Source organism: Alteromonas sp. 5NW40-0090, assembly GCF_057552975.1.
In genome coordinates, this window is record NZ_BAAJLT010000018.1 from 25,672 (window position 1) to 52,330 (window position 26,659).

The following is a 26,659-nucleotide window of genomic DNA, read 5'->3' on the forward strand; positions in this document are numbered from 1 at the left end:
GCAAACGCCCCTAGTCTTGTTAAGGAGAAAGTCAATCCCCTTCATAATTGTCGTTAGGCTGTTACATCAAACTGCACTTGCCTCATTGACTAAGCCTTTTTCCCGCATTATCGACTCTATTTCTCTTACGCTTGATGGATCGTCAATTGTCGAAGGAACAGCAACAGACTCATTTGCTGCAATTTGACGCAGAAGTTTTCGAAGTATTTTTCCTGAACGGGTTTTAGGCAAACGGTTAACCACTATCGCTCGTTTAAAACAGGCTACTGGCCCAATTTTGTCGCGAACACGCTGAACGAGATCTTGTTCAAGCGCTTTTTCATCAACATTAACGCCATCTTTGAGTAGCACAAGACCAACGGGTAATTGCCCTTTCAGTGCATCGTTAACGCCTATGACACTGCATTCTGCAATGGCCGGGTGCGCTGCAAGCACTTCTTCCATTTCACCAGTAGACAAGCGATGGCCTGCAACATTTATGACATCGTCGGTACGGCCCATAATATATACATAACCCGCTTCATCTACGTATCCGTTATCTCCCGTGCTGTAGTACCCATCGAACTCTCGCAAGTAGCCATCGACAAACCGCTGATGATCTTGCCAAATCGTTGTTAAGCAACCCGGGGGGAGTGGTAATTTGATAGCAATAGCGCCTTTTTCACCTGTGGCTTGTTGCGTATTGGCACTATTCAGCACCTTAACGTTAAATCCAGGCGTCGGAACACTTGATGAACCAGGCTTTGTCTCCATGGGTTCAAGCCCCATAGGGTTTGAACAAATAGGCCAGCCAGTTTCGGTTTGCCACCAGTGATCGATAACGGGCACACCTACTTTCTCGCTAGCCCAGTAATAAGTTGGAGGGTCAAGTCGTTCACCTGCCATAAATAAAGTACGTAAACTCGACGTGTCATATTTAGACAGAAACACTGCGTCCGGATCCGCTTTTCGAATTGCCCTGAACGCTGTAGGTGCGGCGAAAAGTACATTTATCTTGTGCGATTCTATCATCCTCCAAAATGCGCCCGCATCAGGGGTGCCAATCGGTTTACCTTCGTACAGTACGGTTGTAGCGCCTTTGATAAGGGGTGCGTAGACAATATATGAATGACCCACTACCCAACCCACATCGGAGGCAGCCCAAAAGACATCGTCCTCGTCTATCCCGTAAACGGCACCCATTGAGTAGTAAAGCGCAACGGCATGGCCTCCGTTATCTCGAACCACACCTTTGGGCTTGCCTGTGGTGCCCGATGTATAAAGAACATATAAAGGGTCTGTAGCGTCAACACTAACAGGAGGAGCTGGCTCGCTTGCATTAACTAGGGCGTTCCAATCGTAATCCATATTTTCATTTAATTCAGCGGTGAGTTGTTCCCTTTGAAACAACACGCAGGCCTGCGGTTTGTGTTCAGCTAATTCAATCGCTTCTTCAACAAGTGGCTTATAAGGTAGTACTTTACTACCTTCAATACCGCATGATGCAGTAACGATAGCAACTGGCTTCGCGTCGTCTATTCGTACAGCGAGTTCATTTGCAGCAAAGCCACCAAAGACAACAGAATGCACTGCACCTAGACGAGCACAAGCAAGCATTGCTATCGCTGCTTGGGGGATCATTGGCATATAAATAATTACGCGATCGCCTTTTTTAACACCTAGGCGAGACAACCCCCCTGCAAACTGTGCAACATCAGTAAGTAGTTCGTTGTAAGTAAAATGCTGGGTAGTTTGCGTAACAGGTGAGTCGTAAATAAGTGCGGTTTTATCACCACGGCCATTGTTGACGTGATGATCTAGTGCCAGATAACTGGTATTAAGCTGTCCACCTTTAAACCATTCAAAGTAACCATTATCCGTTTTCTGACATCCCTTTTGGGGAGGCGTGAACCACGCTATCTTGCGTGCTTGCTCTAACCAAAACTCGTCGGGGTGGAGAGTAGAAGCAATATATTCTTTTTTATAAGTCATAACCATGTCCTGAGTAGGGTTTATAAATACCCTACTTCAGTTTAAACAGGCCTGCTTATAAGACTTATGGCGCATACTGCGTAACAATTTGATTTACATAAATTTAAACATTTTAAAACAACAACGTTCTATCTTAGAAAAAACAGCCCTGAACCTTGGTTCTCATATCATTAACTTCTCGCTTATGACGCGTTTTGTAATTCACAAACCTTATCTCGCCACTCATCTGCACTCATTGGTTTATCAAGGTAATACCCCTGAAACACGCTACATCCACAAGCTTTAGCCTCATTTAACTGCCCCGTAGTTTCAACTCCTTCTGCTACGGTATCGAGCTCTAAAGCCTTTGCCATGTTGCAAATATTAGTCACCATTAGGTTTTTTTCTTTACACCCTTCAATTGCTTCGATAAAAACTTTATCAACCTTGAGTTCGTTTATGGGAAGGTCTTGTAAATAATTCAGATTTGAGTCACCAATACCAAAATCGTCGATAGACAAACAGAAGCCTTGCTGTGCTAAATCTCGAACTCGGCGCTGTATTATGCTGACGCCCTTAATCAAGGCCCCTTCAGTCAACTCTAACGTTAAACACTTGTGTTCCACTTCCCACCTATTAACTATGACTACAAACTTGCTGACAAAGTCAGCCCGTGCCAAATGCTTCGCACTTATATTTATCGATAATTTGGTGTTTATATTTTTAGTCTGACATTCGCTTAACAATTTACAGGCTTCATTACACACCCATAGCCCGATGTCGGCGATAGATTCATTTTGTTCAGCAATGGGAATAAATTCTAGAGGCGTGACAATACCAAGATGTGGGTGATTCCATCTTAGCAATACTTCTGAGCTTACAAGGCTTCCTGCACTGTTATACTGAGGCTGAAGCTCTATAAATAATTCATTATTGGCGGTCGCTCTGCCTAAGGATTGCTGTATATAGTTATATCGGTCTATGTCGCTTGCACTGAAATGCGAATAAAGGTGCTCTTTCTCTTCATCTAAATAAGTAATGCGTTTTTTATCAGGTTTTCTCGATAAAAATTCTTTTACTTTTTTCAATGAAAAATACTTAGAAGGTATGGCGCAGCTAACTGTTTGTGTTTCTATTGCCAATGCACTGTTATGTAAAGTAATGGGAACTAAAACATTTTCACGGAGAAAGTTAACACACTTCTCAGCTGCACTTTTTGCGTCATTGTCATCTTTTAAACAAGTACAAAGGTGAAGAACAAAGTCTTCTCGAGCATATTTAAATACACTGACATTTAATTGCTTTGTTACATCAAAGGCACGAACAAACCGACTAGCCATAATACGTAGGATGTAATCGACAGTTGGCTCTCCAAACGCATCTTCATATTCTTTAATGTTAACAATACTGACCCGGATGAAAACAGAAAGTGCTGTTTCGGCGGAATAATTAGCACTGCTTTCACTAAGATAACGCTCGAGGTAATGCAAATTAGGCAACCCCGTTAACGGTTCAAAAAACGCTAATTGCTTAAAGCGTTCGACTTCGGTAAGTAGGTGCGAAACTTTACGAATGCTTACTACCACGAAATCTTGTGGGCCTACTGAGCATGACTTTAAATTCACATCACATGCTATTCGTTTGCCATTTTTGTGACGCAAACATTCGCTAATCATTCCAACTTTAGTACATTGTTTTACCCCAGAATTTAAATTAAATAGATATGAAGTCGCGCCGACATTTTGAATTTTTATCGCAATGAGTTTAATGTCTTGACCAATTAATTCTTCTGGCTCAAAGCCTAATAGAAAAGTTACATTTTCATTAGCAGTCAAAATGGTGCCATTTTTGTCGACGCTAAGTACGGCACTATCAATACTATTTAATAGGTTAGTGAGATAGTCAGTGTAGCTATGTTGAGAGTCAGAAAGCCGTTGAGTTTCGGTTTCATCCTGAACTACACCGTAGAGACGGGTAAGTTTAAGCGCTAAGTTTACTTGACGTTCAACCTGTAAAAATACAATTAACTTAATATTTTTTCTTCGCCCTTGTTTGTCAGTAATATCGAAATATTTTTCAAATTGCCTCTTTCCCCTTATTGCTCTGAGCACTTTCAGCTTTAGGTCATCTAAGTCGTGATTAGAAATCACATCAAGGACATCTTGTAAGTTAATGCTTTTCGAGTACACCAGTCCCAATAAGCTTTTTATGATTTCCGTCGAGGAAAAAGCGCCTGAAAATCTATCTATTTGCCACGCCCCAACTTTCGAAATAGCACTGACTTCTTCTAGTAACGATAGCTGCTCTGACAGCTTATCTGAATATGGATGTCTAGCTAGTTCGTAAAGATAGTTTATTTCAACCCTTTGACGCAGAATATCAACGTAAGCATGTTGCTGTGCAGTGAGGTTACTATGCAGAACAAACGTGAAAACAACGCCCACCACTTCATTTTGCATATTTTTAACCGTGGCCAGAACAACATAATATTCGCGAAAACGCTCAAGTGGTTGAGGTAATGTGAAATCTCTTGCTGGTAGAGGCGCACTCAGTGGCGTAAGGGGTAGCATGAGTAAAGCGTGCGATGGAACAACAATATGAGTTGACTCATTGGCCAAATGTTCGTCGTCGCTTGCAATCACTGTTGCTCGGTCGCTGTTTGGGTTTATTGAAGCCAGTAATATACACAACGACTCTGTATTATTCCTACTCTCCGTCAATAGCGCAGAAATGCTGTACTGCGTTGTGCGCATAGTTGATAACATGCGCTCACTGCGTAAATCCATCAATTCAATCCTTCGAAAAAAGTTAATTTCAGCGTAAATGAAGGGGCTCACACCATGCTTAAAGCCAAGCAAGTGATAAGTATTGGCACTTTAACGCCTCGTTATTTTTCAACGGTTACGAATTACCTACGATAAGAAATATCGTTTAACAACGATAGTAGGTAAAAATTTATGTTGATTATGTTCTATTTATACGTCCGTTGTCCGTATTTAAAAATAGACAAATGCAGTACAAATTTCCAGCAGTTTATTTATACCGATGTCTGTCTTACTCTTTGAAAGAAAGAGATTGAAATGAAGTAGAGTAGAAGTTGGTTGTATTGAATGGCGCTGGCGTAAACTCGTTTGGCAGTTACCAAACCACCTAGTACTTTTCAAAGGGTTTGTACTGTTGAGCCTAGCTATGGATTTAGGCTCAACAGCACCTATAGGTTAATCTTTTTTATAATCGTCGTGGCAAGACTTACAGCTTGCACCGATTTTACCGATAGCACCGCGATAGGCACTTTCATCACCAGCTTTAACAGCCGCTTGTAGACCTTGCGCAGCAGTTTTAAGCGCCATTACTTTCTTTTCGACATCTGAAAAGTTTTCCCAAATCTCATCTTTTGCGCCAGTTTCTACATCAAACTTACGCGTGTCGACAGCGAGATAGTCCCCCATCATATCGGCAAGTTGCTCAAGGCGCACAGCGTTAGTCTGCATTACGCTTTCGTCAAAAGGTAACGCACCTTTCGCCATACCACCCAACGGCCCCATATTACTGCGCACCAATTGAAAAACTGCTTGGCGATATTGAGTTGCTGCTTTAGCGTGCTTTTCAGAAGAAGCTTCCGTTACTTCAGCTAACGCTGAACCTGAAATCACTGCACCAACGGTTGCTGCTGCGATCATCGCTTTATTGAATAGTCTCATGCCTGTTCCCTTTTTAATTACTGGTTATCTACTTTTACGTTTGCAGATATTTTACCTTTTACTTATAAGCCTATCGTGACGAATAGTTCGTTTTAGCGCAAGAAATATAACGGTGAACAAACGCTTTCAAGGGATTATCCGCGCGTAATCCTATCTTCAACATATATTCGAATGGAAAAGGGACACCCACACACTCCACCTTTACAAAGTACAGGTTTGGACAGTCACTTACTCTGCTTTAAAAAAATGCAAAGTACAGGTTTGGACAGTCACTTACTCTGCTTTAAAAAAATGTACTTTCAGACAATCAATTTCTCCACGACCAGCGTGCAATTCCATTACATATTCTCAAAAGTACAGATTCGTACAGATTCGGACAGTCACTCAATATTTTCTCATTTACAAAGCAAACCGTACTAACAAATTGCGGGTGCAGAAAAAGAGGTACTTAAATACAAAGAAGCCCTCATAAATGAGGGCTTTTAAAACTTGATAGGAGCACCGAAACTAGTTAGTTAAGTCGTCAAAGAATTTCTTCACACCATCGAAGAAACCTTGTGCTTTTGGACTGTGCTTGCTTGACGCTTTGCCCATAGACTCTTCAAGTTCCTGCAGTAACTCTTTTTGGCGTGATGAAAGGTTTACTGGCGTTTCAACCACAACCTTACACATCAAATCACCCATAGCACCACTGCGTACAGATTTAACGCCTTTGCCGCGTAAACGGAACATACGGCCAGTCTGCGTTTCAGCACTAATTTTCAACTTAACTTTGCCATCTAACGTAGGTACTTCAAGTTCGCCACCAAGGGCTGCCGTAGTAAAGCTCAACGGTACTTCGCAATACAGGTTGTTCCCGTCGCGCTTGAAGATGTCGTGTTCACGAACATGTACTTGCACGTATAAGTCACCTGCTGGTGCACCATTTTCACCCGCTTCGCCTTCACCAGAAAGACGGATACGATCCCCTGTGTCCACGCCAGCTGGTATTTTAACGTTAAGAGTCTTAGTCTTTTCTTTACGACCATGACCGTGACAGCTGTTACAAGGATCTTCAATAATCTTGCCCTTGCCCGAACATGTCGGACAGGTTTGCTGTACAGCAAAGAAACCTTGGCGCATTTGAACCTGACCGTTGCCGTGACAGGTTGGACAGGTTTTAGGTGAAGAACCTTTTTTCGCACCTGAACCGTCGCACACGTCACACTCGACCAGCGTAGGTACGCGAATATCAACGCTCTTGCCGCGAACTGCTTCTTCAAGGCTTAGCTCTAAGTTATAGCGAAGGTCTGAACCTTGGCGCGCGCGAGACTGACGTCCACCGCGACCACCGCCGCCAAAGATATCACCAAATACGTCACCAAAAATATCGCCGAAGTCGGCACCACCACCGAAGCCGCCGCCACCGCGGTTTGGATCAACACCGGCGTGGCCGTATTGGTCGTATGCTGCACGCTTCTGCGAATCTGACAGAATTTCGTAGGCTTCCTGGATTTCTTTAAATTTATCTTCCAGGCCTTTATCGCCTTGCGTACGGTCAGGGTGATACTTCATCGCAAGCTTCTTGTACGCCTTTTTAATTTCGCGTTCGCCTGCGCTTTTATCTACCCCGAGTACTTCGTAGTAGTCTCGTTTCGACATATCGTTTACATATCCTACTTTTTGTCGACAAACTTATAATGCTTATCGAATCTACATCTGACTGTTGTGAAAATAACCTGACTGACTGTTTCGTAACGCACGGTTATTTACAGCAAGCTATTTACACCAAGTTATTTACACAACAAAGGCGCAACAAGAATGTCCTGTTGCGCCTGAACTGCTTACACAGCCCGGCGCGCCGGGCTAATCACAACAGTTTATTTTTTATCGTCGTCTTTCACTTCTTCAAATTCAGCGTCAACAACGTCATCGTCTGCTTTACCAGAAGTCTGCTGCTCTGCACCTTCAGCACCACCAGCGGCTGCTTGTTGTGCCTGTGCAGCTTCCATCAGCTTGCTAGACGCTTGAATAAGCTCTTGCGTTTTCGCTTCGATTTCTGCTTTGTCTTCGCCTTTAGACGCTGTTTCTAGCGCAGTAAGAGCTTCTTCAATTGGCGCTTTGTCTTCAGCACTTAGTGCATCGCCAACTTCTTCAAGCTGCTTACGTGTAGCGTGGATCATGCCATCAGCTTGGTTACGTGCTTGAATTAGTTCTTCAAACTTCGCATCCGCTTCTTTGTTCGCTTCTGCGTCAGCTACCATTTTTTCTACTTCTTCATCGCTTAGGCCTGAAGAAGCTTTGATAGTGATCTTCTGCTCTTTACCTGTGTCTTTATCTTTCGCAGACACGTGTAGGATACCGTCAGCATCTAGGTCGAAGGTTACTTCGATTTGCGGCACACCGCGTGCTGCTGGACGAATACCTTCTAGGTTGAACTGACCAAGAGACTTGTTGCCGCTTGACTGCTTACGCTCACCTTGTAGTACGTGTACTGTTACCGCAGACTGGTTGTCTTCAGCAGTCGAGAACGTTTGCGACTTCTTCGTTGGAATAGTCGTGTTCTTCTCGATAAGCGCAGTCATTACACCACCCATTGTCTCGATACCTAGAGACAGAGGTGTAACGTCTAGAAGTAGTACGTCTTTAACGTCGCCAGAAAGTACACCACCTTGAATTGCCGCACCTACTGCCACCGCTTCATCAGGGTTAACATCTTTACGTGGCTCTTTGCCGAAGAACTCAGTAACATACTTCTGTACTAGCGGCATACGTGTTTGACCACCCACAAGGATGATGTCGTTGATGTCGCCTACAGATAGGTCTGAGTCAGCTAGTGCTTGCTTAAGTGGGTTAAGCGAGTTCTTCACTAGGTCTTCAACCAAAGACTCAAGTTTCGCACGAGTAAGCTTAATCGCTAAGTGCTTAGGACCTGTTGCATCAGCAGTGATGTAAGGCAGGTTAACTTCTGTCTGTTGTGAAGAAGAAAGTTCAATCTTCGCTTTTTCACCGGCTTCTTTAAGACGCTGCATAGCAAGCGGATCTTTACGAAGGTCGATGCCTTGATCTTTCTTAAACTCTTCAACTAAGTAGTTGATTACACGGTTATCGAAGTCTTCACCACCAAGGTGAGTATCACCGTTAGTTGCTAGTACTTCAAACGTGTGCTCGCCATCTACTTCATCAATTTCGATGATAGAGATATCGAATGTACCACCACCTAAGTCGTATACCGCAACAACATTATCGCCTTGCTTCTTGTCCATGCCGTAAGCAAGTGCAGCAGCAGTTGGCTCGTTGATAATACGCTTAACTTCAAGACCTGCGATACGACCCGCGTCTTTCGTTGCTTGACGCTGAGAGTCGTTAAAGTAAGCAGGAACAGTAATAACTGCACCAGTTACTTCTTCGCCAAGATAATCTTCAGCTGTCTTTTTCATTTTCTTAAGTACTTCAGCAGAAATCTGCGGAGGCGCCATTTTCTCGCCTTTCGCTTCTACCCATGCATCACCGTTATCAGCACCTACAATTTTAAAAGGCATGATGTCGATGTCGCGCTGTACTTCTTTATCTTGGAAGCGACGACCAATTAGACGCTTAATAGCGAATAGCGTGTTCTCAGGATTCGTTACCGCCTGACGCTTTGCAGACTGACCTACAAGTGTTTCACCATCGTTCGTGTAAGCGATGATTGAAGGGGTTGTACGATCGCCTTCCGCGTTTTCAATTACGCGAGGTTTGTCGCCGTCTAGAACTGCGACACATGAATTCGTTGTACCTAAATCGATACCAATGATTCTACCCATTTCGTGTCTCCGAATGATTTTCTTAATACTGTACTTTTAGTGGGGTTATTCCCCGTCTTTTCAATAGATGCCAGTAAAAAAACTGACATTTTTGTGTGTTCGTCGCAAAAAGCGTCTTAGGCCTGCGTATCCACACCGCCGCTTGGTGCACGCGATACCATAACCATGGCAGGGCGTAGCAAACGACCATTAATTTGATAACCTTTCTGCATCACAGCCATCACTGTATTTGGCTCGTGATCTGCACTTTCTTGCATCGACATTGCCTGATGCAAATCAGGGTTAAAGGCTTCGCCCTGCGGATCAATAAGGCTTAATCCAAATTTCTCAATAGTGCTTAAGAAAGTTTTGTGGGTCATTTCCACACCTTCTAAAAGCGGCTTTACAGCTTCATTGTCACCATCGGTCATTTCGATAGCGCGTTCTAAGTTGTCGATAACCGGAAGCAATTCGCCAGCAAAACGTTCAAGCGCAAATTTACGTGCTTTTTCTACTTCGCCCTCAGCGCGACGACGAGCGTTATCAGCATCTGCGCGCGCGCGAAGTACACCATCCTGCTGTTCTTTAATAGTTGCTTGCGCTTCAGAAAGTGCGGTTTCTAGTTCGTAAATGCGCTGTGCATTTTCGTCTAGCTCTACGCCTTCTGCTTCTGATGCTTCTACCTGCGCTTCATCAGCATTGATTACAGTCTCATCTACTGTATTTTCTTGTTCTGCCTGCACGTCGCGATTATCGCTCATGCCTACCTCCAAACGTTTTTCTTAATTAGGCGATGCCCAATAACACTAAAATTACTGGGAATAACTTCGTTGCGCTTAGTTATGGGGCTAGATTTAAGGTGATCAAGGGTATCCACAATAATTTTGTGGATGATTTTTAAAAAATTATCGGAGATGTGCCATTTGTAAAAATCATGTTATTGTCAGGACACAAAAACTGCACTATCACAAGTTTTGAAAATGCATGCAACGACACGGACAAGCTATCACACGGAATATCAATGCTAAGTATCTGGACGGTTGGCACTATTGTTGGTTTTTATCTCCTCGCGCTTTTCGCTTTAGCATTTTGGGGCGATAAGCGTTTACGTGACAACCGGCAACATCCAATACTGTACAGTCTTGGATTGGGCGTGCATTGTACATCTTGGGCATTTTTCGGCACTACCTCTCAAGCAGCACAATATGGCTGGGCAGTCATCCCTACTTATTTAGGGATTATGCTGACTATGGCATTTGCGTTTCCTGTGGTGCTTCATATAAGCAGACTGTGTCAACAACACAACATCAGCTCTTTAGCAGACCTCATCTCACTTAAATATCAGCAATCTCATTTAATTGCCGCATTTATCACTTTACTATGTTTTTTTGGGGTCGTGCCCTATATAGCCCTTCAATTAGACGCAATTACGAAATCAATAAATTTGTTGACTGACGACGCGCATACAAGCACGCCATGGTTAAGTATCTACGTAGCTATCTTGCTCGCATTATTTGCCATTATCTTCGGTACCCGTACACTCAACTTGACCGACAAGCACCCCGGTCTGCTACTTACTATAGCGTTTGAATCGGTTATAAAGCTTTTTGCCCTGTGCGCAGTAGGTGTTTTCGTTTGCTTCTATCTGTTCGATGGTGTGTTGGATTTGGTGTCTAACTCCGCTTCAAATGCCAGTGCTCGAGAAGTAATTTATGCTGATAGCGCACCCTGGGTTTATGTATCACATGTTGTTTTGGGCGTTTGCTCTATGTTCGTTCTGCCAAGACAGTTTCATATGAACTTCGTTGAGCAGAACGGTGAGGGGGAGCTTAGAACAGCAAGGTGGCTATTTCCACTCTATTTATTTGGTATGACTCTCTTTGTTATACCAATCGCACTTGCGGGAAAAATACTGTTGCCAGAGGCCACAAGTTCAGATGCGTACGTGCTCGCCCTACCTCTATACACAGAAAATATCGCGCTGTCGTCATTTGCTTTCATAGGCGGTCTTTCTGCAACCACCAGCATGGTAATTGTTGCAACCTTGGCGCTGGGAATAATGATCTCGAACAATGTTGTTACGCCGCTTTGGCTGAAAGCGCAGCTTAAGACTTCGCCCAATCGTTCAATGCAGTCAAGCAAAATACTGTCTATACGCCGCATTACTGTGGTAGTCGTGCTCAGTATTGCTTTGTGGTACCACTTGAACATAAGCCAAACTGCACCATTAGTTAAAAGTGGTGTCATTGCTATCGCGCTGTTAGCCCAGTGCATGCCTGCGTTAATGTTCGGTATTTATTGGCAACGCAGCAGCAAAGCTGCCGCTATTTCCGGCCTGTTAGTGGGCTTTATCTGTTGGGCGATATTTCTTCTCTATCCAAGTTTATTGTCGAGCTACTATTTTAATCCAGCTCCAACGGATCAAGCTTTAGGCCTCGGTTTCGCCTATTCACTAGTTGCAAACTGCATAACGTTTGTTACCGTTGCCTTTATTTCATCACGACGCAACGAAAAGCAACATTCGTCTGCGCTCCAACGTGACCAAGCCACTTATTTGCTGGTAAAGATACGTGATTTAACAGCACTAACTGAACGAGTACTCGAAAGTGAAACCCATTCAAAGCTTGTGCAACAACTATCGATTGATGTTAATCGTGACACGAGCAGTGGTTATGCTAGTCAGGCACTGATAGACAGAGTAAATAAATTGCTTGCCGCTCAGGTGGGGGCGCCAAGCGCACGGATATTGCTTAGCGCTATTGCGGACACTGGCGGCGACCCTCTACCAGAATTAGTAGATTGGGTAGAGGAAGCTTCTCAATCATTCCAGTTTAACTACGAAGTACTTCAATCGTCTGTACAGAATATAGAGCAAGGTATAAGTGTTCTTGATGACAAACTGCAACTGTTAGCATGGAACGATAGATACATAGAGCTTTTTAACTACCCAAAAGGCTTTTTAAAAGCAGGATTGCCGATAGCCGACATTCTGGCGTTTAATGCCAAGCGCGGTTTATTCAACATGTCGCAGTCAAACTCTGATAACGACCTAAATAATGTTACTCATTCACTGTCGTCAGAAAACGCATTGCACGGTGAAATTTCAAAGCGTATCGCTCATATAACAGCGGGAAATCGCTATAAGCATATCAGGCAACAAAATGACGGGCGCGTTATCGAGGTTAACGGTGCACCACTGCCCGGTGGAGGCTATGTAACCACTTACAGTGATATCACTGAATATATATCGATTCAGCATGCATTAGAAACCGCCAAATCCGAACTTGAAGCCCGTGTTGCCAAGCGTACTGCTGAACTCGTTGAGGCTAAGTTACAAGCCGATAAAGCAAATGAGAGTAAAACGAAGTTTCTTGCTGCAGCCGGGCACGATTTAATGCAACCTTTTAATGCCGCGACTTTGTTTGCAGAAATGCTGAAACGTAAAACGGAGCACTCGCCACTAGCAAGTCTTTCAGAAGGAGTAGTTAGCTCATTACAGAGCGCCCAGAACTTACTCTCGACACTTTTGGATATGACACGTTTAGACTCAGGCCATTTTACCCCACAAAAAACTGTTTTTTGCTTGAACGATATTCTATCGTCACTCACTCAAGAATTTAGCGTTATTGCTCATCAAAAAGGCATAAAACTAATTTATGTACGCAGCTCAGTTTATGTATATTCAGACAAACACTTATTACGACGAGTGTTGCAAAACCTCATCTCTAACGCCGTGCGATACACGGAGTCGGGCAGAGTATTGATTGGGGTGCGACGTCACATTAACGCAGTACCTTCTTTGAACAATATCAATAATAAGCCCCCTTCTATTTCAGTTTGTGTATACGACACGGGAATGGGGATCGCTGTGCATCAACAAGAAAACATTTTTGCCGAATTCCATCAGCTGAATGTAAGTCAGGATAACGAGGGCCTTGGGTTAGGGCTTACCATTGTGGATAAGATATGCCACTTACTAGACCATTCTTTGTCGCTCAAATCGACACCAAATAAAGGTAGCGCTTTTTACGTAGAAGTAGAACAGTGTGACCGACCTGACGTGCTGGCAACATGCATTGATGACAAAACGCTAAACACGAGTGAACAGTCAGCCGAGATCAAAGGCCGCGAAACTATCACGCCCTTTCTTTTCAGTAAACATATACTGCTAATTGAAAATGACGAACAAGTGGCCAGCGCAATGAAAGCATTGCTTACAGATTGGGGCGCGCAGGTAACGTGTATAAAAGGCAAAGACGAAACCGCGCTATTAAATAGAAAAGCTTTCAACATACTGATTGCTGACTACCATCTTCAAAACAAAGATACCGGTTTTGATACTGCAGAGTGGCTAGAAGTACAGGGAGCGCGTTTTGCTCAAAAAATACTGATAACCGCTAACCGAAGCGACACTATTAGAGAAGAAGCAGCCGCAAGAGACTTCATGTATTTACCGAAGCCAGTAAAGCAGTTAGCGCTAAAACGCATGCTTAAAAAAGGTGGACGCTAATGTTTGTTTAAACGCTCAAAGCTACTTGTTCTCCAAGCTTTCGTTCTCAAGCGGCGTGCCTATGATAGCCTCTATTCCTTGTTGTTCGTGTTCAGTAAACGCTGCGTTGAAATTGTCGAAACCCACGGTGATTTTACGTCTATCCTTACTTGCTAATCGGGCATTCGCAGTAGCTAGCTGTTGAGTGAACTCGGCAATAGAAATTCGGTTATAGGTGTAAACACCTGCGCGCCCAGATGACGTTGTTGGGGTTAGCAAATCATCGTGCTCGAGCAAAAACGCGTGTTTAAACACCGCTTGAGACTTACTGAAACAGGCTGTTGGACTGCGTAACAGTGCAGCCTCTGGTAAAGCCTTTATTCGCGTACTGGTGCCATCACTACTTTTCTGCCAAGTAACTCCGCATACACTGATGTTGAATGCGTCTGTCTGGTTAGCTACCTCCTGCCGTGATAAAGGAGAAGACGCATCTAGCGCTTGCAACTGCGCAAGCACGTCAGCTACCGCATGTAACGATAATTTCTCGATAGTGATAGGCCCACTTTTAGACTGGTACGTAAGTTTTAGCGTGTTTTCTAAATAATAGACTTGACCTGTGTCATGCCACACCGACACAACCTGATTGTCCTGAACTGTAGAAAGCGACGTACTCTCTTTTCGAGACAGCATGTTTTTGAAGAGTTTGGATAACACAGCGACAACAGCACTTTAAGCTTTGTTTCATTAGCCATGTTTACGTTAATCCGCGGGTGTCGGATTAGTTCTCGTTAACATGCATAGCATTTTTAAATGCAATGCCTGCCTTTGTTCGATTGATGACCCCAAGTTTTTTGAGCACTGCAGAAACATGCTGTTTTACTGTCGACTCTGAAATATCTAGCTCATAGGCTATTTGTTTATTAAGCAGACCGTCTGCCACCATGTGCAAAACCTTAAGTTGGTGTGGAGTCAACAGTTTAAGCTTTGATAAGAAGTCATCTGCATTATCGCTTGTCTGTGCATTCATAGCGACACTCTGAGGCACCCAGATTTCGCCATCTAACACGGTCTCAACTGCCTCTACAATACAATCAACCGATGCTGACTTCGGCACAAAGCCGCTAGCGCCTAACGCTAGTGCACGCTTTGCTATCGCTGGATTTTCCAGTGCCGTTACTACAACCACCAGTACATCAGGAAATAATGAAAGTAAGTGTGAAACCCCCGTCAACCCTTCGTTACCAGGCATAGTTAAATCTAAGAAAACCACCTCAAGATCTGGCGTTGAGCTCAACATGGTGAGTGTTTCAGGAAACGTTGATGCCTCAACCAACGCGACACCTTCGATTCCTCCAAGCGCATGACACATGGCAGCACGAAAAAGAGGATGGTCGTCGGCAATCAAGATTGTTACAGGCATAGCACTACTAAGTTGTTATTTTCTTGTTAACTAGCATAGTATCATGTTGGTTGAGAATAGGCAGCGTGAAATCGCGCCCGCAACACCGCTTGAGTGTCACGGGCATTGGTCACTAAAAACGATAACCTACCGTAAGGTGAACTGTACGTGGGTCACCGTAATAACCGATAAGTGTGGTATCGCCACCAAGGCCCGGACCAAAGTTACCTTCATCGTCTTGCGTGACAAAGTCGTAACCACCAACCAGATACTCCTCATCGGTCAGGTTTTTGACGTGTAGTCCAGCATACCAGTCGCCTTCAACGCTTTCCCAGCGCGCGCTCAAGTTCACCATACCATAGGCATCTTGTTGAATAAGATCGCTAGTTTCAAAGATAAGATAATCATCGCGATAGTAGTAGTTGGCGTTGAAAGTAATATCACCAAAACTCGTTTCTAGTAGGTAGTTGGCATTAAGATTAAAGGTATTCTCTGGCGTACTTGCCAGACCAATCAACGGAGGGATTGCATTGTTTTTCTTAATCTCAAAGTCAATATAACCGTAAGCAACGTCAAACTGAAGGTTATCCGTAGCTACCCACGTCATCTCCAACTCGGCGCCTTTTGCAGCCGTTTCGGCAGCATTGCGCAGTCGCTGGTCGAGGGCTGTTGGATCAGACAAATCCCCTTCTACACCAATATATTGACGATCTTTATGGTCGTAAGAGAACAATGTGATATTCATACGAAGTGCGTCGGTTAGGTCGCTCTTCACACCCACTTCGAAGCTGTCAACGACTTCAGGTTCAACACCAGGCTCGTTAGTCTGAGCACGAGGGTTAAACGTGCCCGATTTGAAGCCTTGTGAATAGCTCGCGAAGAACATGGTATCGCGGTCCATTTGATACTCCACGCCTACTCGAGGGGTAAAGCGCGACCAACTCTCTACCGCTGGCGCATCTAACACTTCATCGCCATCGGTGTCTGTCCCAAGTACTTGAGGCACTAATTGTCCGTCGGGACGCACGTACCCATCAATCCAGTCGGTATAAGGATAAACATTGGCGAATACCAGACCGTTATTTACAAACGCGGTCTTCTCTTCATCGGTGTATCGGGCACCAAGCGAAAGCGATAGCTTATCGGTTACATCATAGTTCATCTGCGCATAGGCAGCCCAGCTTTCTGAGTTATTACAACCCGTCACTTCCCGCGTCAACCCTGAGGCACCAAGCGATTGACCTAACACACCTAAAATGGCATCAAAATTACCGCAACTCTCACCATCGTAAAAATAGAGCCCTGACACTAAACTAAACGCGTTCCCGGTATAATTCGCTTGAATCTCATGAGTATCATTACTGTCGTCATACTCTGCCGGTACATCGAAAATAGGCAAGGGTGTATTGTCGAAGTCGATGTTGGTAGGTGAATAGCTTTCTCTGTGCGAACCAATATATTTAAACTCTAAATCATCATTCACTTGGTATCGCGCCAGCCAGTTATACCCTTCTAGCTCGACTTTATTCCACGTCGGAAGGCTAGTATAGGAATCGAAAACCGAATCAGGTACAGGCGCATCTGTCAAAATACTGGGAATTAAACGATAGCCGCCTTTCGCGTTTGATGTATCTTCGGTTTTATCCCAGCCAATGCGGAAAAATAAATCTTCGCTTGGATGAACTTCAAGTGTCACACGGGCTGCCCAAAGATCTTTGTTATAGTTTTCTTTGTCCTGATTAGGCAGCGCGCTTACTAAGTATTCGCCGAAACCGTCGCGGTTTAGATTGGCATAACCCACGCCAAGGTACACCGTATCTTCAATTAATGGAATTTGACCGGTCACTTTGATATCCCGCTGACTATAGCTACCTACCGTAGCTTCAACGTTCATCTGCGTATCGCCGGTCATTTCTTTCGTAACGTATTTAACCGCGCCACCAATGGTATTCTTTCCGTAAAGCGTCCCCTGGGGGCCACGTAACACCTCAATACGCTGTACGTCTAACAAATCAAGTACGGCCCCTTGTGGGCGAGCAATATACACATCATCAACATAAATACCCACGCCTGGTTCATAGCCCCAAAGCGGGTCTTGCTGACCCAGTCCGCGAATAAATGCTGTCAAGGTGGAATTGGTACCGCGACTGGTTTGTAGCGTAGTGTTGGGCGAAAACTGCTGCACTTCAGTCAGCACGCTAATCCCTTTTTCGCCAAGTTCAACCGCACCAATAGACGTGATAGCTACCGGCGTTTCCTGTAGCGACTCTACAGTTTTTCGCGCTGTCACCTCAATGCGTTCTAATTTTCCTTTTTGCGCTTCGGCATCGGCATCAGCTTGACTATCCTGAGCAAATACTGGCGCGGTGCTTAAAACGCTAGCCACCGCTAGGGCACAAAGGCTGCGAATGGGGAGCTTAACTGAAGCGCTTTTGCGTTCTGCTGAGCTAGCAGAGGTTGAATGTGATTGGTAGGGTGAAACCAAGCCATTTGTGTGTATTGATTGAGACATAGTGAGTCCTTGTTGTTCTAAGTTCTGGTCACTGCCGGATGTATTGCCTACGGTCAAAACCACTTTAGTTAATTAATTGTTAATAGTATGTAGTACCATCGTACTATGGGATTTTGATAAAAGTAACGTCAAACTTTATGTCTGTTATGAACGCTTTTTACTTGATTTGTATACACTTTGTGGATTTGAGTGTAAGCAAATTTTTAATCGACTTAACTGTTTCGGATCATCTGCGGTCACAGATTTTTTAAGGAATAATAACTATGTTAAGTATGATTGGCTTAGTAGGCGGTCTGTTGTTGCTTATTGTTTTGACAATACGCGGCATGAACCTCTTTATTGCTGCACCTTTGTGTGCGCTTGTAGTTGCCATTACCAATAATATCGGCGTCTTCACCGGCGACGTGAATTTCGTTCAAACCTATATGAGTGGTTTCTCTGGCTTTATCGCCTCTTGGTTTTTCATGTTTTTACTTGGTGCGTTATTCGGTAAATTCATGGAAGACACAGGAGCAGCAGATGCTGTTTCTCGCTGGATCATCACCAAAATTGGTTACAAGCGTGCCGTACTAGCCGTTGTGCTAGCTTGCGCTATTTTGACCTACGGTGGTGTTAGCGTGTTTGTGGTAGCGTTTTCTGTTTACCCAATGGCGGTAAGTTTGTTTAAAGATGCCAATTTACCCCGTCGCTTCATACCTGCTGCCATGGCATTTGGGTCGGTAACATTTACTATGACCTCGGCAGGTTCACCAGAAATCCAAAACTGGATCCCTATAAAGTATTTGGGCACCTCCCCTTTTGCCGCGTGGGAAGTTAGCCTTGTCGTCGCCATATTCATGGCATGCTTCGGTTACTGGTGGCTTGCTAAGATGATCAGAAAAGCCGTTAATAACGGCGAGGTGTTTGAAGCCAGAGCAAGCGACCCTGAAGTGCGAGACAGAGCGCTACCCCACCCGCTTACCGGAATTGTGCCGTTGGTCGTGGTGTTAGTCATTTCGTTTCTATTCCATGAAGAACTCGCTCAGCTTGCGCTTATTCTGGCGTTAGGCGGCGGCGTACTGTGTTTGCTGGCTATTAACTACAAACATTTTCACAGTTTACCGGTTGCCATAAATGCGGGTACCACCGGCGCATTGATCGCCATAGGTAACACCGCTGCTGTTGTAGGTTTTGGCTCGATAGCAAAAAACACCGAAGCGTTTCAAACAACAGTAGCGCTTATGACCCAAATTCCTGGTAACGAGCTTATTGGTGCCGCCATTGCCGTAAGCGTGATTGCAGGATTAACAGGAAGTGCATCTGGCGGACAAGCCATTGCCTTACCTTTAGTGGCTCCGCATTACCTTGACCAAGGCGTAGAGCCAGAACAGCTACATAGAATTGTGTCTATATCATCAGGCGCATTAGATTCGTTACCTCACAATGGCTATGTGGTTACTACCATACGCGCCATTTGCAACGAAACCCATCAGGCTGCCTACTGGGCGGTTGGTGCGCTAACTGTTGTGGTGCCAGTTATTGGCCTTGCCATGGCCATTGGCCTGTTTAGCATTATGTAGCATTAGTCAAAGCCAACGATATGGCCTAAGGCCGCACGATATATAAGTCACTCTAGCAAAGCATTGCCATCTGAAAATGCGGTCTGAGAAAAGGATAAGAAAGTATGAATTGGAAAAAGACGCTTGTTTCCACGTTAGTGTGGAATAAGAGCAAAGGCATCAATAAGCTATTTAAACAGCTCAGCTCACAACGAGTGCAGAAACAGTTAGCATTAGCAAATTTGGTTGAGATGTTTTTAGTTAAAAAGCAACGCTCATTGGTAGGATTATTTGCCACGCTAATGTTGACGGTACATTGTCAGGGCATTGCTGGCGAACCCAACGATACATCGCCATTGCTCAGTTCTTCAAAAGCACCTTCATCTGAGGCAGCTTCCTCCTCGCCGAGCGCTTCGCATTCCAATGCTTCGCTGATGGTAGAAAAACGCGTTTTTGAAATGCCTCATTTCACAACCTTTGGTGGTAAACAAATTAAAAACGTAAAAGTTGGCTGGGAGGCGTATGGAACACTAAATGATGCTAAGAGTAACGTTATACTGATTACCCACTATTTTTCTGGATCTTCCCACGCAGCTGGAAAGTACGATGAAAACGATCCAGCGCCAGGCTACTGGGATAGTATTATCGGCCCCGGCAAGGCGATTGATACAAACCGCTTTTATGTAATAAGCGTTGATACGCTGGCCAATTTAAATGCTTACGACCCTCACGTTATTACAACCGGTCCTGCGTCAATAAATCCAGATACAGGTAAACCCTATGGCTTAGACTTTCCCGTCGTGACAATACGTGACTTTGTAAATGTTCAAAAAGCACTTCTTGAAAGTTTAGATATTAGCAAACTGTATGCGGTTATTGGGCCCTCTATGGGCTCTATGCAGGCTATCGATTGGGCGAGCGCTTACCCAGACTGGGTTGAACGTATGATTTCAGTTATCGGCGCAGGTCAAAGCGATGCGTGGACTACCGCGGCACTGGAACACTGGGCTTCGCCAATTATCCTGGACAAGAACTGGAACAACGGCGCTTACACTAAAGAGCAAGCGCCGTTTGATGGCCTAGCAGCCTCGCTCATGTTAATTACGCAAAATGCCCTTACCCCTTCGTTTTTCAACCAAACCGGCAACACGTTAGGGTATAAAAATGTAGAGTCGGCGCCGCTTAATGACATACGTCAATCTCACAGTATTGTGAACTGGCTACGTGAGCGTGCAAAGACCCGGGCACAATCTATGGACGCCAACCACCTTTTGTATTTGGTTCGAGCTTGCCAGCTTTTTGTTGCTGGGCATCAAGGTAATCTCGAGCAAGGGCTGACGTCGATAAAGGCGAAAACGCTGTTTATTCCAGCCCAAACTGATTTGCTACTTATGCCCTACTTATCGCAAAGTGCACATCAAGGTTTAACTTCAATGAATAACGACAGCACATTGGTTACGCTAAATGGCAAATTAGGTCATTTAGAAGGCGTGACCAATGTATCCGCTCAGGCTCAGGCTATTCGCCAATTTTTAGAAAATGATAAGGCTGCAATGCAATGATGAAATCTACACCCTTTTTACGCCACGCGCTTTGTCTGTCTGTATTAAGCGCACTTTCCCTTAGTGTACCGGTATTCGGTAACGAGTCATCGGCGCAAGACGCGCTTCCTTCACTCACCCTTGATTTAAAGAACGTTACCGTATCTGGTTTATCCTCAGGCGGTTACATGGCAACACAATTTCAGTTAGCACACAGTGACTGGGTAAAAGGCGTTGGGGTCATCGCTGGCGGCCCGTATTTCTGTGCACAAGGTGATATAACCACTGCCCTTGCGCAGTGCGTGAATAAGGTAGAGGGAGAGATTAACCTTGAAGCGCTGAATGAAAAAGCCAAACAGTATGAAACTGAAGGAAAAATTGCGTCGCTTTCCAATATGAAAGACGCAAAAGTCTGGCTTTTTCACGGTACGCAAGACACCAGAGTGATTGCACCAGTGAGCGATTTATTATTTGAACAGTACAAATTGTGGACAGACACACAAAATATTGCCTATATCAATGACAAACCGATGGCACACCTCTTCCCCACCAAAAACAATGGGGTTAACTGCATGAAATCAGAGAGCCCCTTCATTGGAAACTGTGATTACGATGCAGCAGGTGTCATGCTCTCTCACCTTGTTGAAGATGTCTCGACACCCGACGAGTCACTGTCAGGGCGAATTCATTCAATTGATCAGCAAAAAATAGCGGGGGGCGATGCCAAAACATTAGCAAGCGAAGGTTTTGTGTATGTGCCTGAAAGCTGTGCACAAGGCGAGCCGTGCAGAGCCCATATTAGTTTCCACGGCTGTAACCAGTATGCCGATGCCGTTGGCGGTGCCTACACTACCCAAACAGGTCTGAATGAATGGGCTGATGACAACAATATCGTTGTGCTTTATCCGCAAACTAAAAAGTCATTATTCATGCCGTTAAATCCGCAAGGCTGTTGGGATTGGTGGGGCTATGCCTCTGGCGATTACGCCAACAGGAACGGCGCACAAATAAACGCAGTAAAACAACTGCTGTTTTCATTAAATAGTGCACCTTCACTAAATAAATCCAACGGAAGTAACAATGACTAAGCGCACAATATTTATCACGGGTGGAGCAAGCGGCATTGGCTTTGGCATTGCTGAGTCAATGATGAAACAAGGGCACCATGTGATCATCGCCGACATAAACGAACAGGCAGCAAAAGAGGCTGTGACCAGGCTTGCGCATTTAGACGGTTCGGCCAGCGCAGTAGCGGTAGACGTGTGCGATGCAGAGCAAGTCGCAGCACTCCCTGAGGTACTAGGGAAGCATACCGTTGATGTACTTATAAACAATGCCGGTATTCAGCACGTTTCACGCATAGAGGACTTTCCTACAGATAAATGGCAGCAGCTTATAAATATCATGCTTGTTGGCCCTGCTCTGTTAACCCAAGCTTTTTTGCCAGCCATGCGCAAGCAAAATTATGGGCGCATTATCAATGTAGGCTCTATTCACTCGTTGGTAGCTTCGCCCTATAAGTCTGCTTATGTAGCGGCGAAGCATGGGCTGTTAGGGTTCGCCAAAACTATCGCACTTGAAACGGGGGATTGCGATGTAACTATCAATACCCTTTGCCCTGCCTATGTGAAAACACCATTGGTGGAAAAACAAATTGCAGCCCAGGCAAAAGAAAATAACCTTACCGAGGAAGAGGTAATAACAAAAATAATGCTAGAGCCCATGCCTAAAAAGCAATTTGTTAGCGTTGAAGAGCTTGCCGATACCGCAAGCTTCTTAATGTCACCCAGTGCCCGCAATATAACTGGGCAAACCATGGTGCTTGATGGCGGCTGGACGGCTAGATAACCCGTAAGCGATTCAACGCTTAGTTTTTTAAAGAATATTTCTTTTCACATAAAAAAGACTGCAATAAGCAGTCTTTTTTCGTCTAATGTTTTCGCAAAAGCGTTATTCCCAAAGAGATACGTAGATGGCAACCATTTCTTCAATGGTGGGGACGCGTGGATTGTTGCCGGGAGAACCTGATGCCAAAGCTTGTTCTGCCATTGTTGACGTCGCTGCAAAAAATGCCTCTTTATCAATACCGAAGTCGGCAGGCGTAGGTACCTGTAAATCTGCATTAAGCGCTTTTAGTTCGTTGATAAGTTTTTGATTCGCCACCTCATCTGAGTCACTTTGGATAGCAACACCCATAGCGCGAGCGCATTGTGCATAACGCACAGAGGCACTTGGAATAGAAAAGGCGGTAACCGCGGGCAGCAACATGGCATTCGACAGTCCGTGAGGCACATGGAACGCTGCACCGATAGGGCGGCTCATTCCGTGAACAAGGGCCACTGAAGCGTTTGAAAAAGCAATGCCCGCGAGCGTTGAGCCCAGCATCATTGATTCTCTCGCCGTTTCATTTGTTGGGTCGGCAAATACAGTGCGTAGATTAGGCGCAATTAACGCCATGGCTGACAACGCCTGTGCATCACTGTAAAGATTGGCTTTGCGGCTAACAAACGCTTCAATAGCGTGAGTAAGCGCATCAATGCCTGTATCGGCTGTCACGCGGGCAGGCAAACTTTGCGTTAATGAATAATCGACCAAGGCTGCCGTTGGCATAAACCCTAAACCAACACACAACATTTTTTCTGTGGTCTCTTCGTCGGTGATAATGGTAAATCGCGTTGCTTCTGAGCCCGTTCCCGCTGTTGTGGGAATAGCAATGATCGGCAGCCCCGCTTCATCTACAACCCGCGGGAATTTGTAGTCTCGCATTTCGCCGCCGTACTTACCCAAAATAGCGATGGCTTTTGCGCTATCGATGGGGCTTCCACCACCTAAAGCAATGATGCTGTCATAAGCGTGGGTTTTGAACGCATCCACACCGCAATAAATAGATCTCACCGTGGGCTCTGGCACCGTATCTGAAAATACATCGGCGTGTATTCCCGCCTCTTCTAGCACTTTCACTATGGCAGCACTATATCCCAACTCAACCATAACCTTATCGGTAACCAATAAAGGTTTATGGCAGTTGAGTCCTTTTAACGTTTCAGCAACCCGCTGACTCGCCCCTTTCCCTATGTGCATCACTCTTGGCAGAATAATTTGATGAGACATGTTTCCCTCGCTGCGAATTCTTTTCATCAGCATACCTAGTACAACGCCCAAAGCAATGACAATGTAAAAATAATGTTATCGCCCCACTTTCTCTTCAGCTTTTCTCCAAATGCATACAAGTGTGTGGTTGTTTCCATTGCCAAGCGTTAATGGTTAATGGTTAATTATTAACATCACCGTACGTGAAATGAGTGATAGACTGATTGGAACTTTTCTGTGGAATACGATTATGAAGAAACTCGGTATGATTTCGTTGCTTATAGCAATTATCGCTATAGTGATATGGCAATGGCCGAAAACTGACGCTCCTTTACTTTCATCAAACAACGTCATGCCCGCCATGGAGAATTTGCCCGACAATTTCTTTGATACTCAAGTAAACCCAGTATTAACGCAGCGCTGTGTTGTCTGCCACGCCTGTTACGATGCGCCATGCCAACTAAAGATGTCATCTCCTGAAGGTATAGCCAGAGGTGCTAACAAAGAAAAAGTCTATGAAGGCACACGACTCACCGCTGCCCAACCCAATAGAATGTTTCTCGACGCCCACAACGTAGACGCATGGCGAGAGCGTGGCTTTTTCGACGTGCTAGAATCGAAAGAAAAACCTAACACTTCGCCGACCCAATCTTCGGTGCTAGCGCAAATGCTTTTGCTAAAAAAACAGCACCCTTTGCCCAACACCGCTCATTTGGGTGACGGTTTCGATGTAAGCTTGAACCGACAAAACCAGTGTCCAACCATAGATGAAATGGGGGAATATATAGCTGGTGAGCCTCTAGGAGGCATGCCCTACGCCCTGCCAGCCCTATCTGACGCTGAGCACACTACACTCATTCAATGGTTAAACCATGGTGCGCCGTTACCGTCGCCCAAAGCGCTCTCTCAAGAACTGAATGAAAAAGTATCTGACTTAGAAGCGTGGCTAAATGGCGATAGCAACAAGATGCAGCTTTCCGCACGTTATATTTACGAACACTTGTTTACGTCTCACCTCTACTTCGAAGACATTTCAGAACAAGGAAAACCCCCTCAGTTTTTTGACCTAGTACGCTCGCGTACACCACCAGGACAAACGTTAGATATCATAGCCACTCGCAGACCCTTCGACGATCCAGAGGTCGAGCGCGTTTATTATCGCCTTCAGCCAGTGCATTCGACTATTGTGAGTAAAACACATCAAGCGTACGCTATTAACGAAGCACTAATGGATAAGTGGCAATCGTGGTTTATCGATGCAGAGTTTTCTGTAGAAGCATTGCCTTCATACAAACCTGAAGTGGCAGCCAATCCACTAACTGCTTTTACTTTATTGCCAGTAGAAAGCCGTTATCGATTTATGCTTGAACGCGCTCAAAACACCATTATGGGTTATATCAAAGGTCCCGTGTGCAGAGGCCAAGTCGCGCTTAACGTCATTAACGATCGATTCTGGGTGTTCTTTGTCGACCCAGACATTGCAGCCTCTGAAAAAGTGAATGCTTTTTACGCTTCTCAAAAAGAAAACCTTCACCTTCCCGCTGAAAAAGATAGCTCAGCCCTTGCAGTAAATTGGGTTAAATACGCAAAGCGCCAGGGCGAATATATGCGTGCCAGAACCACCTTTCTAAATAATGAGTTTGAAGACGGGGCTCACCTGAATTTGTCGAGCATTTGGGATGGCGACGGCGATAATACCAATGCCAGCTTGACGGTATTTCGTCATTTCGATAACGCCACTGTAGCAAAAGGAATGATTGGTAAGCCGACCAAAACTGCATGGATTATTGACTATGCCTTGTTGGAGCGAATTCACTACTTACTTGTGGCTGGTTTCGACGTCTATGGTAACTATGGGCATCAACTGATGACTCGTTTGTATATGGACTTCTTACGTATGGAAGGTGAGTCGAACTTCCTCAATCTACTTCCCCCAGCCTCTCGCCATGAGCTTCTTAACGCCTGGTATCAAAACGCCAGCCCTGAACTAACCGATTATTTGGAAGGTGATATCAACAGTTTCGAACAGCCTTCTGGCATAGCGTTCGAAACAGATAATCCTCAACAAGAACTCTATCAATTGTTGTCACAATACTTGGCCAAGGTTCAACCGTACGCCTCGAACTACAATAAACGTCTGCTATCACCAGAACAGTTCGAAGTACTAAAGCACTTGGATTCACTACCAGCTCAACAAGCGACCTTGATGCCTGAAACTACCATGATTGTGATCCAAGACGACAAAAACTCAGACAACATTGATGTATTCACTGCCCTTAGAAATAGCGCGCATTACAATGTAAATAGCCTATTTGAAGAAGAGGAAAACCGGGAGCCTTCTAAAGATTCAATCACGCTAGTTCATGGTTTGTTGGGCAGTTACCCTGACGCATTCTGGTATATCAATGCCTCAGAAATAACGTCTTCGATTGAGAAGCTTAAATCCATTAAAAGCGAAGCCGATTACAAAGCCCTGCTCGACGATGTTGGCATGCGCCGGACCAACCCTAACTTTTGGGCGTTTAGTGATAAATTAATGCAATGGTCTAGCGAGCGCTATCCTATTGAAGGCGGTCTTCTCGACTATAATCGGTTAGAAGATCGCTAAACCTTGCGCTGTGTGCCGTTTTACGCTTTTCTTTTGCAAAAAACCTGTGCTAATGTCCAACCATTGG

The 26,659-nt window shown here is 44.8% G+C and carries 16 protein-coding genes; 6 read left to right on the forward strand and 10 right to left on the reverse strand.

From position 1 onward, the window contains the following. Positions 1 to 66: 66 nt before the first annotated feature. The 6 genes from AC27KT_RS19235 to grpE form a co-directional block, all read right to left on the reverse strand. The gene (locus AC27KT_RS19235) at positions 67 to 1,971 is read right to left on the reverse strand and encodes a propionyl-CoA synthetase (protein WP_487132635.1); all 1,905 of its coding nucleotides are present in this window, start codon (positions 1,969 to 1,971) and stop codon (positions 67 to 69) included. Positions 1,972 to 2,153: 182 nt separating this feature from the next. Continuing rightward, positions 2,154 to 4,736, reverse strand: a complete 2,583-nt coding sequence (locus AC27KT_RS19240) for an EAL domain-containing protein (RefSeq protein ID WP_487132637.1) — start codon at positions 4,734 to 4,736, stop codon at positions 2,154 to 2,156. 432 nt (positions 4,737 to 5,168) lie between these two features. Next, a complete protein-coding gene (locus AC27KT_RS19245; protein ID WP_487132639.1) occupies positions 5,169 to 5,651 on the reverse strand; it encodes a c-type cytochrome in 483 nt (160 codons plus the stop codon). Positions 5,652 to 6,158: 507 nt separating this feature from the next. Continuing rightward, complete coding sequence (gene dnaJ / locus AC27KT_RS19250) at positions 6,159 to 7,292, reverse strand: molecular chaperone DnaJ (RefSeq protein WP_333969809.1); 1,134 nt, start codon at positions 7,290 to 7,292, stop codon at positions 6,159 to 6,161. 218 nt (positions 7,293 to 7,510) lie between these two features. Next, positions 7,511 to 9,436, reverse strand: a complete 1,926-nt coding sequence (gene dnaK, locus AC27KT_RS19255) for a molecular chaperone DnaK (RefSeq protein WP_487132642.1) — start codon at positions 9,434 to 9,436, stop codon at positions 7,511 to 7,513. Between the two features lie 116 nt (positions 9,437 to 9,552). Next, entirely contained in the window at positions 9,553 to 10,176 is a 624-nt protein-coding gene (gene grpE / locus AC27KT_RS19260) for a nucleotide exchange factor GrpE (RefSeq protein WP_487132644.1), read from the reverse strand. Between the two features lie 260 nt (positions 10,177 to 10,436). Here grpE and AC27KT_RS19265 point away from each other — a divergent pair, with 260 nt between their 5' ends. Beyond that, complete coding sequence (locus AC27KT_RS19265) at positions 10,437 to 13,925, forward strand: PAS domain-containing hybrid sensor histidine kinase/response regulator (protein ID WP_487132646.1); 3,489 nt, start codon at positions 10,437 to 10,439, stop codon at positions 13,923 to 13,925. A gap of 21 nt (positions 13,926 to 13,946) precedes the next feature. On the opposite strand, the gene AC27KT_RS19270 is transcribed toward AC27KT_RS19265, so the two are convergent. The 3 genes from AC27KT_RS19270 to AC27KT_RS19280 form a co-directional block, all read right to left on the reverse strand. Further along, positions 13,947 to 14,618 (reverse strand): hypothetical protein, encoded by a 672-nt coding sequence (locus AC27KT_RS19270; protein WP_487132648.1) that lies wholly within the window; start codon positions 14,616 to 14,618, stop codon positions 13,947 to 13,949. A gap of 64 nt (positions 14,619 to 14,682) precedes the next feature. Then, positions 14,683 to 15,324: a response regulator transcription factor gene (locus AC27KT_RS19275; protein ID WP_487132650.1), complete on the reverse strand. Its 642-nt coding sequence runs from the start codon at positions 15,322 to 15,324 to the stop codon at positions 14,683 to 14,685. 112 nt (positions 15,325 to 15,436) lie between these two features. Beyond that, on the reverse strand, positions 15,437 to 17,815 hold the full coding sequence (locus AC27KT_RS19280; protein WP_487132652.1) for a TonB-dependent receptor: 2,379 nt from the start codon (positions 17,813 to 17,815) through the stop codon (positions 15,437 to 15,439). Between the two features lie 263 nt (positions 17,816 to 18,078). Here AC27KT_RS19280 and AC27KT_RS19285 point away from each other — a divergent pair, with 263 nt between their 5' ends. The 4 genes from AC27KT_RS19285 (at position 18,079) to AC27KT_RS19300 (ending at position 22,742) form a co-directional block, all read left to right on the forward strand. Further along, complete coding sequence (locus tag AC27KT_RS19285) at positions 18,079 to 19,374, forward strand: GntP family permease (protein WP_014976110.1); 1,296 nt, start codon at positions 18,079 to 18,081, stop codon at positions 19,372 to 19,374. A 104-nt stretch (positions 19,375 to 19,478) separates the two neighbouring features. Beyond that, entirely contained in the window at positions 19,479 to 20,915 is a 1,437-nt protein-coding gene (locus AC27KT_RS19290; RefSeq protein WP_487132655.1) for an E22 family MetX-like putative esterase, read from the forward strand. Then, a complete protein-coding gene (locus AC27KT_RS19295) occupies positions 20,912 to 21,982 on the forward strand; it encodes an extracellular catalytic domain type 2 short-chain-length polyhydroxyalkanoate depolymerase (protein WP_487132657.1) in 1,071 nt (356 codons plus the stop codon). The genes AC27KT_RS19290 and AC27KT_RS19295 overlap by 4 nt, the downstream gene beginning before the upstream one ends. Continuing rightward, a complete protein-coding gene (locus AC27KT_RS19300; RefSeq protein WP_014997925.1) occupies positions 21,975 to 22,742 on the forward strand; it encodes a 3-hydroxybutyrate dehydrogenase in 768 nt (255 codons plus the stop codon). The genes AC27KT_RS19295 and AC27KT_RS19300 overlap by 8 nt, the downstream gene beginning before the upstream one ends. A 102-nt stretch (positions 22,743 to 22,844) precedes the next feature. On the opposite strand, the gene AC27KT_RS19305 is transcribed toward AC27KT_RS19300, so the two are convergent. Continuing rightward, positions 22,845 to 24,032 carry an iron-containing alcohol dehydrogenase gene (locus tag AC27KT_RS19305; protein ID WP_487132659.1) on the reverse strand — a complete coding sequence of 396 codons (1,188 nt, stop codon included), beginning with the start codon at positions 24,030 to 24,032 and terminating at the stop codon, positions 22,845 to 22,847. Positions 24,033 to 24,249: 217 nt separating this feature from the next. On the opposite strand from AC27KT_RS19305, the gene AC27KT_RS19310 reads away from it, so the two are divergent. Next, positions 24,250 to 26,592: a fatty acid cis/trans isomerase gene (locus AC27KT_RS19310; protein WP_487132672.1), complete on the forward strand. Its 2,343-nt coding sequence runs from the start codon at positions 24,250 to 24,252 to the stop codon at positions 26,590 to 26,592. The last annotated feature ends 67 nt before the right edge of the window (positions 26,593 to 26,659 follow it).